The organism is Proteus terrae subsp. cibarius (assembly GCF_011045835.1).
Taxonomy (GTDB): Bacteria; Pseudomonadota; Gammaproteobacteria; order Enterobacterales; family Enterobacteriaceae; genus Proteus; species Proteus cibarius.
In genome coordinates, this window is sequence record NZ_CP047349.1 from 2,518,898 (window position 1) to 2,535,551 (window position 16,654).

Genomic DNA, 16,654 nt, shown 5'->3' on the forward strand with positions numbered 1-16,654 from the left:
AAAATCCAGCGCTTCTAATCAGAAGTTACTAACTTAAAAAAATTATGAGGGTTTAGGTCATGAACCGTAAAAACCTGTTTACTCGCACAGCACTAGCTGCCATTGTAGGAGCAATTTCCTCTCAAGCAGGCGCTGCCGGTTTTCAGTTAAATGAATATTCTACTTCAGCACTAGGGCGTGCATTTTCAGGGGAAGGCGTTATCGCCGATGACGCAAGCGTAGGTAGCCGTAACCCAGCTGCACTTACCATGTTCGATCGCCCTGAATTCTCTGTCGGTGCTATCCTTATTAATCCAGGCGTTGATGTTAAAGGTAAATCACCTCTCACTGGCACTGATACCACTGCAAAAGATATCGCACCAAGTGCATTAGTCCCTAATATCCACTTTGTTGCCCCTATTAATGATAAATGGGCGATTGGTGCATCAGGTACCACAAACTTTGGTTTAGCAACAGATTTTCCAAGCGATTATCCTGCAGGACTCATCGGTGGTAAAACCGATTTAAAAACCATGAACTTAAACTTAAGTGCAGGTTATCGAGTAAATAATCAATTTAGTGTTGGTTTAGGGTTAAATGCCCTTTATGCTGATGCTGAAATTACTCGTCATGTGGGTGAAGCAGGTAAAGTTTTAGGTTCCAAATTATCAAATAGCTCAAACCCTCAATATCAAGGATTAGGTAAATATTTATCAAGCCTATCGCCAAGTGACCGCTTTGCTCAATTGAAGGGTGATGCATGGGGCTTTGGTTGGAACGCCGGTTTATTATATGAATTTGATGAAGGTAACCGTATTAGTTTCACTTACCGTTCTAAAGTGAAAGTCAAATTTAAAGACGGTGAGTACCAAAGTGACCTACGTTCAATTCCACAACTCGAAGGAATGGGAATTGTAGGCACTAACGGTGAAACCATTAAAGGTAAACTTGACCTTAACCTACCTGAAATTTGGGAATTTGCCGCTTATCACCGCGTTGCACCAAAATGGGCGGTTCACTATAACTTCGCTTATACAAGCTGGAGTGCTTTCGAAGAGCTAAGAGCCACTCGTAAGAGTGATGGTCAGCAACTCTTCAAGAAAGAAGAAGGCTTCCGTGATGCATGGCGTGTCGCTTTAGGTACAACCTATTATCACGATGATAACTGGACATTCCGTACTGGTATTGCTTTTGATGACAGCCCTGTTCCTGCTGATAAACGCTCAATCTCTATTCCAGACCAAGACCGTTTCTGGTTAAGTGCAGGGGCAACCTACGCATTTAACAAAGATATGTCTGTTGATGTTGGCTTAGCATATATGCACGGTAAAAAAGTCACAATCAAAGAGAAATTATCTGAAGATTTACCATTACCTGCATATGAGTTTGAATCATCAGGTAAAGCATGGTTATACGGTATGAATTTTAACTACCGTTTCTAATTTCTCACTGTGCTTTTTATACAAAAAATGGTCTTTTTTAAGACCATTTTTTATTTATTCATCAAGCTAACAAAGATAATAAACTAATCGATAGAATCTAAGTCATCCTCAATGGCTTTCGCATTAGGATTTTCTTTTACAGTGCCATCTGCTTGGAAGTCGTTACGCTGGAAATAAGCTTCGCGCATCATTAAGTATGGATCAGAAGAATTTTGTAAAATCGCATCGGAGTCGAGCAATTGTGCCCGTGTTTCAATGCCCTCTAATGCCCACTTACCTGCTGACATCCAAAATGTTAAATAACTCAGCATAGGATACGTTAAGTCAGCCCAGTCACCGCCCTCTTCACGGACAGTAAAGCTACCATAGCCCGGTACAACCACATAAGGGCCATAATCCATACCATAATGACCTAACGTGCTACCAAATCGCATTGGGACTTCTTTTTCCATCGTTTCTTTAGACATACCAGCGACATCTATTAAGCCACCCATGCCAAAAACGGTATTAATCCAGAAACGACCAAAATGTTTTGCCCCCTTCTCAAAGTCACCACGCAATACGCTGTTTACCATACTTGCCGGCTCTTCTAAGTTACCTAAAAAGTTAGATAAGCCATTTCTTGCTGGTGGTGGCACATAATCACGCCAAACAACCGCAACAGGGCGTAAGATATAGGGGTCTAAAACATAGTAGTTAAAATCAAACATCTGGCGGTTGAACCCTTCCAATGGGTCAGAGCGCCCCTCCCCATTATTAGGGGTACTTGCACATCCTGAAAGTAAGGCGACTGAAAGAGCAACACCGCACAGGCGATACTTCATAATGTTCTCCGCTAATTATCTTATGATGGACAGCATCATAGTTCGCATATTCATAAACTCTACACATAATACTGTCAATGCATGATAAGTGGTACTTTTATTAGGCTTTGATCTTATAAGATAATTCGGTTTTTGTGATTATCTTATCGAGCTGATTTAAAATATTAGCCCAATATTATGGGCTAATATAAAAATCTATGATGTTATTTAATTATATTCTTTTATCACTAATCGCTCTTCTGGATCAGGGTACGAAAAATGCTGTGTAATAAAATCAAACTCTACTTCTGTGGTTTTAAACGGATTCTCATCTGATTGATTACGTAAAGATAATCGTTTTTTACACTCAGCACTTTCTACTTTCAAAACATGAAATAAATAAGGCATTCCCGTATTATCAGCTAATGATTTTAGCCATTTTCGCTGCTTTGGTGTATTCGCTGGAAAATCCATAATAACGGTATTTCCAGCATTAAGAAGAACTGCAATATGTTCGCTTAATACCCCCTTCACTAACTCACTTTTTTCAATATAGTCAGTTACTGTCTTTATTTGATTTGGATAAAGTCGCGATAACCATTCATCTTCATTGATTAATACCGTTCTGGGCGATTTAGCAAATGATTTTGCTAACGTTGATTTACCAGAAGCAATTTTTCCACAGAAAAAATGCAAACGAGCATCAGAAGATGATTTTAATAAATCAGTTCCATAAGAGTTATCTATAACACAAAGCCATTGGTCATTAATAAGTTTAAAAACATAAGTGGCTTCTCTTACTGTATTAAACTTTCCTTCATTTGGCATATTTGCACTTAAAAGTGTTTGTGCTAAAACAAGTGCACAATCTTCACCAAAAATAGCTTTCACTCTTCCTTGAGAAACTTGTAATGAGTGATTAAAAAATCCAGCAATTGTCATAAATGCTTTTTTAGTGAAGGCTTACCAGAAACATGCAAATCATCTTTAACCACTAACGTGCCATTTTCAGTATAAAAACTCATTAGATACTCAAAATTTTCGTCAGTAATAGCTTGGTCTGCATTTACAATTAGCTGCGTTAGAGATTGGGTATGTTGATCAACTTCTTCTGAAGTAAACATTTATTGTCCTTATCTTTATCTTTGTACCAGATAAGGAGTTTAAAAATAAAAAAACCCGCTTATCTGGCGGGTTCTTAATACAACCAATCCCCACCACTAAGTGATGGTAATAATAATTGCTGGAGAGGTTGTGAAATATGACATAAAAATAAACCTTATAAATAGACTAAATAAAATCTAGCAGTAATTTATTTTTTAAACAAGAATATATTTTTAAAATCAAACCAATAAATTAATTGATGTTTAATTTACCTTTGAATATAAAATTATTTTATTTAACTGTTATAGATAAATAATTATTTGCTCTCATGTTGATAGCAACATGATGTTTTCCCAGATGATTTTTCTTCTTGAATCGGTGGGCAAGATACTGTTCCATAAGAACAAAATACACAACAATCGCCTTCAAGGGGGTTTAATAGAGTATGACAATACGGGCAAGTGATTTCTGACATCAAGTTAATCTGATTGTCTGACATTTTATTTCCACATAAATTTATAAACATCGTCTTTATTATTTAGCATACACTATTTTCATTTCTTAAATAGCGTATTAAATCAATAAGTTGTTTATTTATTCGCAACCTGCTGATTAAAGACTTGTTGTTTTATTGAGGAAATATCAACTTCTTCTAAGTATTGAATAATATTAGGAAAAAAGAGTTCGTGATAGCCGTATTCTTTTTTTCTTAATTCAGCAATTGCCTGCTCTTTTGTCCAATTCTCAAATATTAGCCGATACATTGCTATAACAGTCCCTGTGCGATCACTGCCATGCCAACAATGCACTAACACAGGATCAGGCGTGCTATTTATTTTACGTAATACCTCAATGACGTCCTTATCATTAATTCTACCTGCGTTCATTTTTACGTGAAAAGTTTCTAGTTGCGTGCCTTTTACATCATCACTATCACTATGATATTCACGTAAGTTAATAATCGTCTTGATACCTTGGGCTTCTAACCATTTCATTTCACCGCGTGTTGGTTGCCCTGAACGATAAACTTTTTCTGAAGCTTGATAAAAATTTTCAGGAGGTACGAGGACATCAGTAGGCCTAGAATTACACCCCACCAGCAGAAAAAAATAAGTAATAAATAAAAACTTTAAATATCGAATATCATTAATTGATTTTATATCCATATAAAAACCTAAATTTATTACTGGTTATTGAATGAGGAAGCAAAATAATAGCGATAATAGCGTGGATTGATAAACACTGCTCTAGGAATAATTTCTAAATTTACAAAATAGGTAATAGATAGCGTTCCCTACAGACTCCACAAACAATGGAGTTGATATTGATTTATATGTGGAAATTATAGAATTTAAAATATTTTACCCAATCAAGAAAAGTGAAGTTAATTTGTAGATCGAACCTGTGAGAAAGGTGATACTTTTATACCCTCCCTTCATTTTTAATCCCCCTCCTCGCTATACTCTCCAAAAACTAACTGGATCCGATATGAACTTAGCTAATCTAACTCAAGAAGAAAAAGACAAGATTAATGTCGATTTAGCCACAAGTGGTGTCGCATATAGAATGTCTAAACATGCCAGTCGTTGCGTCCGAAGTTGAACAACAACAACTGGCACATTTGAGAACGTACTTTAATGAGAAAATAAAAAATCCACCGAAATGGATTTAAATCTATTTAATTCCGTATTTTTTTTGAGTAACAAATTTAGGCTCTTTCCAATTAGGGCCTTTAATTGTTAGCCCCTTCTTATCTTTAGCTAATTTACCTTCCTGTAAAAGCTTACCCATTGTTTTTATAAGTATAGCTTTTTCAACAACTTCAAATTTATATCTCACATAACAACGATCAATGCTTGGGTACGTCGTTTTTGGGGCAAAATATAGAAGCACATCTTCTACGCTTTCGTTTTTATAAATACTTTCAACATCAATCATTATCTTATCTCCTGAGATTTATCATATGCTTCGATAGCCTCTGGTGTATATAAAGGCTGCGTCCGTTCATTGATATTATAATCTTCTAGTGTCGCTGTATGAGTATTATTCCAAACCTCATCAATATTATTCGGAACCTCGCGATCTTTAATACCTAAATTACGATACCGTTCCAATTCTCTAATTTCATGTGTATAAAACCGCTTGTCAATATCAGTAGCTTTTATTTCACCACGCAATATTTTTTCCAGTCGATCAATCATTTCCTTGTTATCAGCTGACTCACCAAAACGCCCTGTGTGTAATTTTACTTTATCAACGCCATCACGATCGATTTTTACATCTTTCCAATCTAAATCTTTAATTGGTCCACCAGCTTTATCTTTATTAAATTCACGGCCACTAGATTTTCCTTTGGTATTTACCTCACCATAAGCACCCAATTTTTTCTCTATATCCTCGACCTTATCCTCAGCAGCTTTTTTCTTTCCCTCTGCTTTTTTGCGTGATTCGAGAATGGGAGCCAGTTTTTTCTTTGCATCTTCGATTTGAGCGTGGGTTTTTAAAATTGAATCACATAAAGCACTTAAAAGAGCTGCAACAGCAAATAACTGAGGCCCCTTAATAGACTCTTTAGCTAATTTTTGAACAACTATGTTAGGATAGTCATTAGGCCGACTCAAAATTGCTTTTAATAACTCTTTGTCATTAAATTTAACTTCTTGTTTTGTTATTTTTAATTGCTTGCTATCCTGTTTATAAATAAGAGGATTTTTAACAGGATCGGCTAACGCCAAACCTTCTGGCGTAGCTTTGAGTTTATTAATAACAGCAACTTGAGCCTGATATTGTTTATCAATATCAGCTAATCTTTTTTTTGCTTCTTCAAGTTCTAATAATGCGGCTTCTAAAGGATATAGAGTCGACCATTCAGCCCATTCTTTTTCCACTATTTGCTTTTCATTATTTATATCAATAACGTCAATAATAGAGACATAAAGAGCTTCATGCTTTCCGCCAAAATCAACAATCGCATGATGAGTCTTTAATTTAGATGAAGGAATATAATATCTAGCATTAGGCTTAGAGTTGATGACTACCTGTTTATTTTTATCTACTTTGTTTTCAGAAACGCTAATACGCACTGACTTTGCGCCTGCAATAATAGGAGCGGTATAAACATTAGGTGTGCTTGTTGCTGTTGCTTTTACGATTGGAATACTAATAGCCTGACCCGTTGATACAATGGTTCGTTGCTTTCCAGTATTCTTATCTAAAGCAGACATAACCTGAGTATGTATACTTAATGATGTTTTTTTACCAATGTTGCTAATTTGATTAGTAACAATATCAGCAGGCATGGTTGTAACTTTACGAGATTTATTTCTATCAAAAATATCTCTGTCTAAAACACCGTATTTTCCCAGCAGAGCCATTTCAGCTTGAGTAGACATAATATTACTACTTGGCCACAATCCTTCGATTGCAATTCCGACACCTGTAACTCTAGCCAGTTTTGGAGCAATAGAAATTGCTTCTAATGCACTAGCTCTCAACGCTGTCAATGACTTAGAAAAGACACTCTTAATATTAGCGGAAACAAATGGAGTTGATGTAAAACTAAGAACACCTTGATAGGTAAGGAAACCTAAAGCAGGGAGACCAGCTGATGCCATTACTAGCTTTTCAGGATATTGGTTTAAATCAATATCAGAGGCATCTTGAATATCTCTTTCTCTTTCGTTTCTGTCTCGATCTTCATCGTCATTATCTGTGTAATTTGAATTATCATCTTCATCATAATCATAGTAATCATGACTACTGACGCCATCGGTTATTTCAATCCGAATATCTCTATCTTCATTATCACTCATATAAATTCCTTTTTATATTCAACTGCACACAATCACTGTATACAAACACAGTATATTTAATAATAATTGCAAAACAATCGTCTGATTTCGGCTATAGTCGGAATAGTTACGGATACCTTCTTTCACCTTAGATGAGTTAATCCTGAGCAGCCAACCATTTAATTTCTTTAATGCCATACATAAAATATTACGTAATTCTTTATCTATAACGACCATATTCATATGAACAAAGTTGTATTTATCATTGTTTTTATTGATTTTTTTGATTTAATCAACCAACTCATACCAAGATTTTCTACAATCGACTTCATTGCTACATAAACAATACTTTCTACCATCGCAGTAATTATTTATTGTCCATGAAATTGAATGTTTGATGTGTTACCGACACAAATAGATACCACCAGAGCCCTTATACGGTTTATCTTTTGCTTTAAATGATGATGTCTGCTTTACAGTTAACATTTTGGGTAAAATCTCGCTGGAGAAAAAATTTATCCAATAAAGATAGAGGTTTTCCAACGAACTAATAAGAACCACAACGGAAAGGAAATTATTGTGTATATTGAATTTTGTGGGATTTTACGAACGAAGGCGAACTAATACGAATGGATTCAGAGCGTTCCCTACAGGAATCGAACCTGTAACTAGCCCTTAGGAGGGGCTTGTTATATCCATTTAACTAAGGGAACATACGTAGGAAGATAAAGCATGACTTATGGACGGGCTACATTTTACCCCCCTCACTCTCTATTAATCAAGTTTTAACGCACTGATATTGGAAGGAATTTTTTTGTTTCTTTTTTGAACAATGCAATTTGACTTAAAAAGTATCTGATAAATATCATTATCACTAATTATGTTTACTCTTATATATGTCTGTTTTATTAAAACTCTTTCAATCGTTTTAAAAACAATTTCGGTGAATATCCCATCTCTTTATTAAACATTGCACTAAAAGCGCTCGGATTTTCATAACCCAGCTCTAAAGCAACCTCAGTGACTGAATCTCCTTTCTTTAAAGCGGTTAACGCATACATTAAACACGCTTTTTGACGCCAATCTCGAAAAGAAAGTCCTGTCTCCTTATGAAAAAGACGAGTAAATGTACGTAGACTCTTATTTAATTTTTCAGCCCACATTTCTGGTGTTGTGCGAATATTAGGTCGTGACATAAATTCAGTACACAATTCATCTAATAAAGCATGTTGCGGTAATGGCGTAAAATAAGGTAATGGCTTAGCTTGGGATAATTCATGACAAAGCAAAGTCAATAATGCGCTATCTCGCCCACCTAAATCATAAAGTAAAGGAAGTTCATTGGCAGAAAGTAATAACTGATGAAGCAGAGGGGAAACTTGTAAAACCTCACAATATTCTGAATGACGAGGAATTTTATTAGGCTCAATATAGAGACTATAAGTACTACTACCCAACATTAGCACTTGATGTACTTTTTCTGCAGGGATCCACACGCCACTGTAAGGCAATACAATCCATTGACCATCTTCTGTTTTAACTTTCATTACCCCACTAGGGGCATATAAAAATTGCGCACGCCGATGATGATGAGCTTCAAGTAATGTGTCATAAGGATAATCAGAGCCTAATGCCAAAATATCACGAGGAAGATCATCCACACTGTTGATATCGATATTACGCATAATATTTAAATTGTCCTAAATTCGTATAAACTTGTCATTATCGCGTGGGTAAGCCATCACTTTATTCTATATTGTTAATCTCCTGACTCAACAGGAGATTTGAAATGACACTCTGGCTGATTTCTTTTGGTTTAATTTCAGGCATCACAACATGGTTATTTGGCTTTGGCGGAGGTTTTGTTACTGTTCCCTTACTCTATACACTTATTCTGACACTTTGGGGAATAGACAGCTTACCTGCTGAACATGCTATGCAAATCGCAGTTGCTACCTCTGCATTAATTATGTTGTTTTCTGCGACAGTCACCACCATTAAACACCATAAAGCCAAAAGGCTTGATTGGAATATCATGTCCATTCTGTTTATGGGTATCGCTTTTGGTGGGATCTTAGGTGCTCTTCTCGCATTAACAGTTGAAGGTACGTGGATCAAATGGATCTTTATTGGTTATCTCTTTGTCACTATTTTAGATTGTTATTTTCGCCCCGGTTTTATGGCTCCGACTCACAACTCAAAAACAGTAACTAAAGCAAAAGAAAGTATTAATGGTACAGTGATTGGTATTATTGCTGCTTTTTTAGGCGTTGGTGGAAGTGTCATGACAGTACCTTTATTGCGCCGTAGAGGAACACCCATGGCACAATCAGCAGCAATGGCAAATGCATTAACCTTACCTTTAGCTCTCACGGCAACATTTACTTATGTCGCCCTTTCTTTTACCTCACCTTTAAATAGTGAATCAGGTTTTATTGGTTATATTTGGTTAAAAGCTGCACTTATTCTGATTTGTAGTACTTGGGTTGGCTTGAAGATCTCTGAACGTTTTTTATCTCGCATTCCTGATAAATGGCACGCAAGAGTTTATCCTCTGTTATTGAGTCTTGTTTTAATTGTCATGCTGTTTTAAATCCTTTCTTCTATATAGACAATACCAAGACAACAAATAACGGAAAAAACAATAACGACTACACATAAGATGGTGACTTTGAATATTCAAAAGAGTCGCCATTTTTTAACATTTCACTTCATCTTTTTCCTACGCATCTTCACCTAGCATTAATGCTATTGAGACACATAAAACAAAAAATACCTCTTTTTGACAATCACGACACAGTTCCATAACGATTAATATCATTAATTAATATTTAAACATAATGAACAATAATTTATAAATTGTCTCATTTTTAGTATCAATCTGATCACGTCTCGATGAATATTTATTGTATAAAAAAACACCTATTTATTTTTCTATTTTATTTGCATTTATCATCATAATAATAAGTTAGCTATTTTTCATAAGAAGATAATTTAAGAAGAAACTGGATTTAAATAACATCAAAAGTATTATTTATTATGATTTTCAAATAACAAATTAATTACAATATAATGTCATTTCGATATATAAATAATTATATATCGATAGGCTTTTTTGTCAAACTTTAATTATTATTAATCATATATTTTAAATACACTTTAATAAAACAAATTAATGATATAAGCCTGTGAATTTAAAAGAACTATCCATTAATGTCATATCACTTAAAATCCCCTATTCCTTCCCCAAATTTTTATAATAGCATTCAATAGAAGAAAATAATTATCATTTGATTTTGTCTATTTTAGTTAATTTATTTAGTGATATTTATTAACTTCTTATTCTCTATTATTTATTATTTACAACTAACTCATCACTTATGGATTAATAAAATGGAGACGCCTTCAAATATTTATTTAACCGTCCGTATATAATATTTAGCTATAAGAAGAAACTGGAGGTTATATGAGTATTAGTCGTCGTTCTTTCATTAAGGGGATGGGGATAGGATGTGTGGGTTGTACCGTGAGTAGTTTACCACCAGGTGCACTTGCATTTAATCCTGTAGATTCTCTTAAGGGTCAGTCAACATTAACACCTAGCCTGTGTGAAATGTGTTCTTATCGTTGTCCGATAGAAGCCCAGGTTGTTAACAACAAGACCGTCTTTATCCAAGGAAATAGAAATGCTGAACACCAAAGTAGCCGAGTTTGTGCAAGAGGCGGAAGTGGTGTTAGCCTAGTTAATGATCCAAACAGAATTGTCAAACCCATGAAACACAAAGGCCCACGAGGCGCTGGTGAGTGGGAAGTGATAAGCTGGGAACAAGCTTATAAAGAAATTGCAGAAAAGATGAATGCCATAAAACAAAATTATGGTGCAGAAAGTATCTCTTTTTCATCTAAATCAGGTTCACTCTCTTCTCATCTTTTCCATTTGGCGGCCGCTTTTGGCTCTCCAAACACCTTTACACACGCATCTACTTGTCCAGCAGGAAAAGCTATCGCAGCATCCGTTATGATGGGCGGTGATCTTAAGATGGATTTAGCGAATTCTAAATATATTCTCTCTTTTGGTCATAACCTTTATGAAGGTATTGAAGTCGCCGAAACTCATGAACTGATGACAGCACAAGAACGTGGCGCAAAACTCGTCAGTTTTGACCCTCGTTTGTCTGTTGTTTCAAGTAAAGCAGATGAGTGGTTCGCAATCCGCCCTGGTGGAGATTTACCTGTTCTGATGGCAATGTGCCATATCTTAATTAAAGAAGATCTCTACGATAAAGCGTTTATTGAGAAATTTACGATAGGTTTCCCACAATTAAAAGAGGTTCTACAAGACACAACCCCTGAATGGGCTCAAGCACATTCTGATGTTCCAGCTAAAGATATTGTTCGTATTGCTCGTGAGATTGCAGCAAAAGCACCTCACGCACTGATTATGCCAGGTCACCGCGCAACCTTTAATAAAGAAGAAATTAATATGCGTAGAATGATCTTCACCTTCAATGCGTTACTTGGCAACATTGAACGTGAAGGCGGTATGTATCAGAAAAAAGCAGCGACAAAATACAACAAATTAGCAGGTATTGATGTTGCACCTGAATTAGCGAAACCAAGCGTTAAAGGTATGCCTGAAATTACCGCAAAACGTATTGATGCAACAGCTCCTCAATTTAAGTACATCAATAAAGGTGGTGGTATTGTTCAATCAATTATCGATTCAACATTAGAAGGCGTGCCGTATCAAACACGAGCATGGATTATGTCTCGTCATAACCCATTCCAAACAGTGAGTTGTCGTCCTGATCTAGAGAAAGCCGCACAGAAATTAGACTTAATTGTTAGCTGTGATGTGTATTTAAGTGAAAGTGCCGCTTATGCCGATTATCTTTTACCTGAATGTACCTATTTAGAACGTGATGAAGAAGTTGCTGATGTTTCAGGTTTAAACCCAGCTTATGCATTACGCCAGCAAGTTGTCGAACCGATTGGTGATACTAAACCAAGTTGGTTAATTTGGATGGAATTAGGTAAAGCATTAGGATTAGAAGCCTGTTTCCCTTGGGAAAATATGGGAGTAAGACAGCTTTATCAAGTTAATGGTAGTGAAGAACTTTATAAAGAGATGCATAAAAAAGGCTATATCTCTTATGGTATTCCACTGTTATTACGCGAACCTTCTTATGTAAAAGCCTTTGTTGAGCAATATCCAGATGCAATTAAACATGTTGATAGCAACAATACAATGGAAAAAGCCCTTTCCTTTAAATCACCAAGTGGCTTAATTGAAATCTACTCTGAAGAATTAGAAAGCCGTTTAGAAAACTACGGCATTCCACGCTTCCACAACTTCCCATTAAAAGAAAAAGACGAGCTTTATTTTATCCAAGGTAAAGTCGCCGTTCATACTAATGGTGCAACACAATATGTACCGTTATTAGCTGAATTAATGTGGGAAAATCCTGTTTGGCTTCACCCTGAAACAGCTAAAAACCATGGAATTAAACATGGTGATGAAATCATTCTGGAAAACAATATAGGCAAAGAAAAAGCACATGCTTTGATAACAGAAGGCATTCGCCCTGACACTGTATTTGTTTATATGGGATCAGGTGCAAAAGCAGGTGCGAGAACAGCAGCGACTACAACAGGTGTTCACTGTGGCAACTTATTACCTCATGAAATTAGTCCTGTATCAGGTACTGATGTACATACATCAGGTGTCAGAATTAGTCGGGCTTAAGGAAAAAAATAACAATGAACAATAATGATAAACAATTTGTCATGTTACATGATGAGAAGCGTTGTATTGGCTGCCAAGCTTGTACTGTTGCGTGTAAAGTCATCAATGACATTCCTGAAGGATTTAGCCGGCTTCAAGTCCAAATTCAAGGCCCTCATGACGACGAAGCGGGTAATCCACATTACCAATTTTTCCGTGTTTCTTGCCAGCATTGTGAAGATGCACCTTGTGTTTCTGTTTGCCCTACTGGTGCCTCTTTTATTGATGAGAATGGTATCGTTCAGGTGAAAAAAGAGCTGTGTATCGGCTGCGATTACTGTGTTGGTGCTTGCCCTTACCATGTTCGTTATATCAACCCAATGACGCATATCGCAGATAAATGTAACTTCTGTTCTGATACTCGATTAGCTAAAGGTGAATTACCTGCATGTGTATCGGTATGCCCAACAGATGCGCTTGCTTTTGGTCGCATTGACTCACCTGAAATTCAGGCTTGGATCAAACAAAAATCCGTTTATCAATACCAATTAGATAATGTCGGAAAAACAAGTTTATTCCGTCGTAAAGAAATCCATCAGGGAGATAAAGCATGACTAGTATCTGGGGAGCAGAACTCCATTATACGCCAGATTATTGGCCTGTATGGTTAATGGCAGCCGGTTTATTAATCGTTGCTATGATAGCAGTATTAGTTATTCATGGCTTACTACGCTATGCCCTTGCACCAAAACATTCTGGTCATTATGAAGAAGAACGGGTTTATTTATACTCTAAAGCAATTCGTTTTTGGCACTGGGGTAATGCTTTACTGTTTATCCTATTACTATTGAGTGGATTTTTAGGGCACTTCTCTATCGGTAATGTCACTTCAATGGTGCTATTACATAAGATCTGTGGCTTTGTACTGATTGCATTTTGGATTGGTTTTATCCTTATCAATCTAACAACCAGTAATGGTGTACATTACAAAGTAAGATTTAGTGGGCTAATTGGTCGTTGCATCAAACAAGCTCGCTTTTATCTTTATGGCATAATGAAAGGCGAACCTCATCCTTTTGCAGCAACTGAAACTGACAAGTTTAACCCTCTTCAACAACTCGCTTACTTAGGAGTGATGTTTGGTTTAGTGCCGCTGTTATTGGTTACTGGATTATTATGTTTATATCCTGAAGTACTTGGTGAAGGCTATTGGATGCTAAAAGCACACTTAGTATTAGGGATCGTGGCATTAATGTTTATTTGTGCGCACTTCTACTTATGTACTCTGGGTGACACTTTTACTCAAACATTCCGCAGTATGATCGATGGTCATCACCGTCACCAAAAACATGATGATCATAGTTCAGTAACAGAAAAAACAGAGCATTAATTTCTCAAGATCCCTTCTGTTACGATTCATTTCCTCAAATGCCCGCTTAAGCGGGCATTTTTTTGATCTAAATTCAGAAACAATTTCATAATTTTATTATTAGCAAATACATCATTTTATTTACATGTTATTCGGTGTATAGTCGGCGCCCACCTCGCTATATACAATCTTATACAATGATGTACATTACATTCGCAACGGGTATCGTTATATAAAACTTTTAATAGCGATGGGTTTATATAACTAAAAAATACATTTAGGGAGTCTATCGTGAAGAAATTTATTATTTCGACAATAGCTTGTGCTATAGCACAAACATTAGCTGTATCAGCAAGTGTAGCTGCTGAAAATGCTGAAAAAATCGTCGTTACTGTACAGCCAGTGAATAATAGTGAAGCCGGTGCGGGATTTGTTACTCGTGAAGTTGATATGGGGCCATTAGGTGAGAAAAAATGGTTAGATACTCCTTATACAACAAATACTTTTACTCAATCTATGATTGAAAATCAACAAGTTACCAATGTTGCTGATATCTTAAAATATAATGCCTCTTCTCAAATGCAAGCACGTGGCGGTATGGATGTTGGCCGTCCTCAAAACCGTGGAATGCAGGGCAATGTTGTTGCTAACTCTCGTTTAGATGGCGTGAATATTATTTCTACCACAGCCTTTCCTATCGAAATGCTTGATCGTGTAGATATTATTAATGGTCTAACTGGTTCACTTTATGGGCCAGCAAGCCCTAGTGGGCAATTTAATTTCACACAAAAACGTCCAACCTTAAAACGCTTAACGTCACTTAATGCAACTTATGTCAGTGATAACCAATTTAAAGGCCATCTTGATTTAGGGGGTTTTATTGATGATAACAACACTTTTGGTTATCGCATTAATCTAATGCATGATGAAGGTAAAGGTTACGTCGCAGGTAGCAAAACACGTCGCCAGCTAATCAGTACCGCATTTGATTGGAATATCTCGTCTGATACTGTGTTAGAAGTGAATTTTAGTGATTATTGGTTTAAAAAAATAGGTTACCCTGGTGCATTTTCTTATGGACCCAAAGTTACCGCATTACCTGATGCGCCAGATCCAACTAAAGCCGGCTATGGTCAAGCTTTTGCTGGCGTTGATCTTCATACCAGAACAGTAAGTAGCCGACTAAAACATGATTTTAACGAAGATTGGCAAATCAGTGCAGCAATTGGCTATCAAACGGCTGATCGCGGATTCCGTTCTGTTTCTAACCAATTAAGTCATGATGGTAAGCAATTTACACCAACGTTATCAGTACCGACAACTTATGGTCGTTTTACTATTTTAAGCCATTCTGTCAATGTTAATGGTCATGTGATGACTGGCGCACTATCTCATGATTTAATTCTCGCCACTAGCGGTTATCGTTGGGATATTTATGGCGCAAATGGTAATGATCAAAAATTCACATTACCAACTCAAGATATTAATAATCCACATCGTTATGATGATCCTTCTCATGAAGGCTTCTACACAGGCGCAGCTCGCACTAAAAATAGTCGCTCACAAGTTCAATCTTTTACTTTAGGTGATACCGTTACCTTTAATCCTCAATGGTCAGTAATGGGATCACTAAGCCAAAACTGGATCAAAGAAACGTCTTATCGTGCTGGTGGTGGAAATCACACCGAAAATGGATTAAGCCCTACTGTCGCATTAATGTTTAAACCTATTCCTGAAGTGATGACTTATGTTTCTTATGCAGATTCATTAGAAGAAGGGGATTCAGCACCAAACACTGCCAACAACAAAAATGAAGTACTAAAACCTTATCGTAGCGAACAATGGGAAATGGGGGTTAAATCGCAAATTGGCGATCTTAATTTAAATGCAGCTATTTTCCAATTAGAGCGTCCTTTTGCCTATGTGGGTAACGACAATATCTTTAAAGAACAAGGTAAACAACGTAACCGTGGACTAGAGCTTATCGCTAACGGAAAAGTCACTGATGAGCTTTTCGTTTTTAGTAGCATGACTTGGTTAGATCCAACTTTAACCAACACAGGAAATGCTCAAACACAAGATAAAGACGTTGTTGGCGTACCAAAATATCAAGCAAATTTATTAGCTGAATACCATTACCCTACTTTGCCTAATGTTATCTATAGCGCCAATGTTCACTACACAGGTAAGCGTGCAGCAAATACCACCAATACGATGTGGGCAAAAGCCTATACCACTCTCGATCTGGGTGCGCGTTATCAAACACAATATTGGGATAAGAAAACCACTTTCCGACTCAATTTAGATAACGTGACTAATGAGCATTACTGGGCATCTATTTTCTCTGGTAACCAAAATGGCGCAATTGGGGGAGCAAATGCTTTCTTAGGCACACCTCGCCAAGTTTCCGCTTCTGTAAGCATTGAACTCTAAGAGGAAAA

At 36.5% G+C, this 16,654-nt stretch carries 15 protein-coding genes, 1 tRNA gene and 1 pseudogene; 7 read left to right on the forward strand and 10 right to left on the reverse strand.

Annotated features, from left to right (window positions below; all coding sequences use genetic code 11):
• Positions 1-59 precede the first annotated feature (59 nt).
• Positions 60-1,421 (forward strand): long-chain fatty acid transporter FadL, encoded by a 1,362-nt coding sequence (gene fadL, locus GTH25_RS11770; protein WP_075670558.1) that lies wholly within the window; start codon positions 60-62, stop codon positions 1,419-1,421.
• Between the two features lie 83 nt (positions 1,422-1,504).
• Here fadL and mlaA read toward each other — a convergent pair whose 3' ends face one another.
• From mlaA to GTH25_RS11795, 5 genes are all read right to left on the reverse strand, one after another.
• A complete protein-coding gene (gene mlaA, locus GTH25_RS11775) occupies positions 1,505-2,245 on the reverse strand; it encodes a phospholipid-binding lipoprotein MlaA (protein ID WP_075670556.1) in 741 nt (246 codons plus the stop codon).
• Between the two features lie 207 nt (positions 2,246-2,452).
• Entirely contained in the window at positions 2,453-3,166 is a 714-nt protein-coding gene (locus tag GTH25_RS11780) for a P-loop nucleotide/nucleoside kinase family protein (protein WP_238795280.1), read from the reverse strand.
• On the reverse strand, positions 3,163-3,348 hold the full coding sequence (locus GTH25_RS11785; protein ID WP_164530222.1) for a hypothetical protein: 186 nt from the start codon (positions 3,346-3,348) through the stop codon (positions 3,163-3,165). Before GTH25_RS11785 ends, GTH25_RS11780 begins: the two co-directional genes overlap by 4 nt.
• A 296-nt stretch (positions 3,349-3,644) precedes the next feature.
• Positions 3,645-3,827 (reverse strand): GDCCVxC domain-containing (seleno)protein, encoded by a 183-nt coding sequence (locus GTH25_RS11790; protein WP_075670554.1) that lies wholly within the window; start codon positions 3,825-3,827, stop codon positions 3,645-3,647.
• Between the two features lie 91 nt (positions 3,828-3,918).
• Complete coding sequence (locus GTH25_RS11795; RefSeq protein WP_156733737.1) at positions 3,919-4,494, reverse strand: fused DSP-PTPase phosphatase/NAD kinase-like protein; 576 nt, start codon at positions 4,492-4,494, stop codon at positions 3,919-3,921.
• Between the two features lie 322 nt (positions 4,495-4,816).
• Between GTH25_RS11795 and GTH25_RS11800 the strand changes: the two are divergent.
• Positions 4,817-5,000 (forward strand): annotated as a pseudogene (locus tag GTH25_RS11800) (DNA polymerase III subunit theta).
• Positions 5,001-5,002: 2 nt separating this feature from the next.
• Here GTH25_RS11800 and GTH25_RS11805 read toward each other — a convergent pair.
• The 5 genes from GTH25_RS11805 to GTH25_RS11825 form a co-directional block, all read right to left on the reverse strand.
• Positions 5,003-5,266 (reverse strand): immunity protein, encoded by a 264-nt coding sequence (locus GTH25_RS11805; RefSeq protein WP_075670550.1) that lies wholly within the window; start codon positions 5,264-5,266, stop codon positions 5,003-5,005.
• The gene (locus tag GTH25_RS11810) at positions 5,266-7,140 is read right to left on the reverse strand and encodes a colicin-like bacteriocin tRNase domain-containing protein (RefSeq protein WP_083629058.1); all 1,875 of its coding nucleotides are present in this window, start codon (positions 7,138-7,140) and stop codon (positions 5,266-5,268) included. The genes GTH25_RS11805 and GTH25_RS11810 overlap by 1 nt, the downstream gene beginning before the upstream one ends.
• Before the next feature lie 18 nt (positions 7,141-7,158).
• Positions 7,159-7,362 (reverse strand): hypothetical protein, encoded by a 204-nt coding sequence (locus GTH25_RS19375; RefSeq protein ID WP_109419083.1) that lies wholly within the window; start codon positions 7,360-7,362, stop codon positions 7,159-7,161.
• Between the two features lie 398 nt (positions 7,363-7,760).
• Positions 7,761-7,832 (reverse strand) — tRNA-Arg (locus GTH25_RS11820).
• A 195-nt stretch (positions 7,833-8,027) separates the two neighbouring features.
• The gene (locus GTH25_RS11825) at positions 8,028-8,804 is read right to left on the reverse strand and encodes an AraC family transcriptional regulator (RefSeq protein WP_075670546.1); all 777 of its coding nucleotides are present in this window, start codon (positions 8,802-8,804) and stop codon (positions 8,028-8,030) included.
• Positions 8,805-8,908: 104 nt separating this feature from the next.
• Here GTH25_RS11825 and GTH25_RS11830 point away from each other — a divergent pair, with 104 nt between their 5' ends.
• The 5 genes from GTH25_RS11830 (at position 8,909) to GTH25_RS11850 (ending at position 16,646) form a co-directional block, all read left to right on the forward strand.
• Entirely contained in the window at positions 8,909-9,712 is an 804-nt protein-coding gene (locus GTH25_RS11830; protein WP_109849716.1) for a sulfite exporter TauE/SafE family protein, read from the forward strand.
• 873 nt (positions 9,713-10,585) lie between these two features.
• On the forward strand, positions 10,586-12,865 hold the full coding sequence (gene phsA / locus GTH25_RS11835; RefSeq protein WP_159241928.1) for a thiosulfate reductase PhsA: 2,280 nt from the start codon (positions 10,586-10,588) through the stop codon (positions 12,863-12,865).
• 14 nt (positions 12,866-12,879) lie between these two features.
• Positions 12,880-13,458, forward strand: coding sequence for a 4Fe-4S dicluster domain-containing protein (locus GTH25_RS11840; RefSeq protein WP_164530589.1), 579 nt, complete (start codon positions 12,880-12,882; stop codon positions 13,456-13,458).
• Positions 13,455-14,234: a thiosulfate reductase cytochrome B subunit gene (phsC, locus tag GTH25_RS11845; protein ID WP_075670540.1), complete on the forward strand. Its 780-nt coding sequence runs from the start codon at positions 13,455-13,457 to the stop codon at positions 14,232-14,234. The genes GTH25_RS11840 and phsC overlap by 4 nt, the downstream gene beginning before the upstream one ends.
• A gap of 270 nt (positions 14,235-14,504) precedes the next feature.
• The gene (locus GTH25_RS11850) at positions 14,505-16,646 is read left to right on the forward strand and encodes a TonB-dependent receptor (RefSeq protein ID WP_235410192.1); all 2,142 of its coding nucleotides are present in this window, start codon (positions 14,505-14,507) and stop codon (positions 16,644-16,646) included.
• The last annotated feature ends 8 nt before the right edge of the window (positions 16,647-16,654 follow it).

Excerpts from the sequence above, each read along its gene's own strand:
- fadL (WP_075670558.1), top strand. The coding sequence starts at position 60 with ATGAACCGTAAAAACCTGTTTACTCGCACAGCACTAGCTGCCATTGTA.
- mlaA (WP_075670556.1), bottom strand. The coding sequence starts at position 2,245 with ATGAAGTATCGCCTGTGCGGTGTTGCTCTTTCAGTCGCCTTACTTTCA.
- GTH25_RS11780 (WP_238795280.1), bottom strand. The coding sequence starts at position 3,166 with ATGACAATTGCTGGATTTTTTAATCACTCATTACAAGTTTCTCAAGGA.
- GTH25_RS11785 (WP_164530222.1), bottom strand. The coding sequence starts at position 3,348 with ATGTTTACTTCAGAAGAAGTTGATCAACATACCCAATCTCTAACGCAG.
- GTH25_RS11790 (WP_075670554.1), bottom strand. The coding sequence starts at position 3,827 with ATGTCAGACAATCAGATTAACTTGATGTCAGAAATCACTTGCCCGTAT.
- GTH25_RS11795 (WP_156733737.1), bottom strand. The coding sequence starts at position 4,494 with ATGGATATAAAATCAATTAATGATATTCGATATTTAAAGTTTTTATTT.
- GTH25_RS11805 (WP_075670550.1), bottom strand. The coding sequence starts at position 5,266 with ATGATTGATGTTGAAAGTATTTATAAAAACGAAAGCGTAGAAGATGTG.
- GTH25_RS11810 (WP_083629058.1), bottom strand. The coding sequence starts at position 7,140 with ATGAGTGATAATGAAGATAGAGATATTCGGATTGAAATAACCGATGGC.
- GTH25_RS19375 (WP_109419083.1), bottom strand. The coding sequence starts at position 7,362 with ATGAATATGGTCGTTATAGATAAAGAATTACGTAATATTTTATGTATG.
- GTH25_RS11825 (WP_075670546.1), bottom strand. The coding sequence starts at position 8,804 with ATGCGTAATATCGATATCAACAGTGTGGATGATCTTCCTCGTGATATT.
- GTH25_RS11830 (WP_109849716.1), top strand. The coding sequence starts at position 8,909 with ATGACACTCTGGCTGATTTCTTTTGGTTTAATTTCAGGCATCACAACA.
- phsA (WP_159241928.1), top strand. The coding sequence starts at position 10,586 with ATGAGTATTAGTCGTCGTTCTTTCATTAAGGGGATGGGGATAGGATGT.
- GTH25_RS11840 (WP_164530589.1), top strand. The coding sequence starts at position 12,880 with ATGAACAATAATGATAAACAATTTGTCATGTTACATGATGAGAAGCGT.
- phsC (WP_075670540.1), top strand. The coding sequence starts at position 13,455 with ATGACTAGTATCTGGGGAGCAGAACTCCATTATACGCCAGATTATTGG.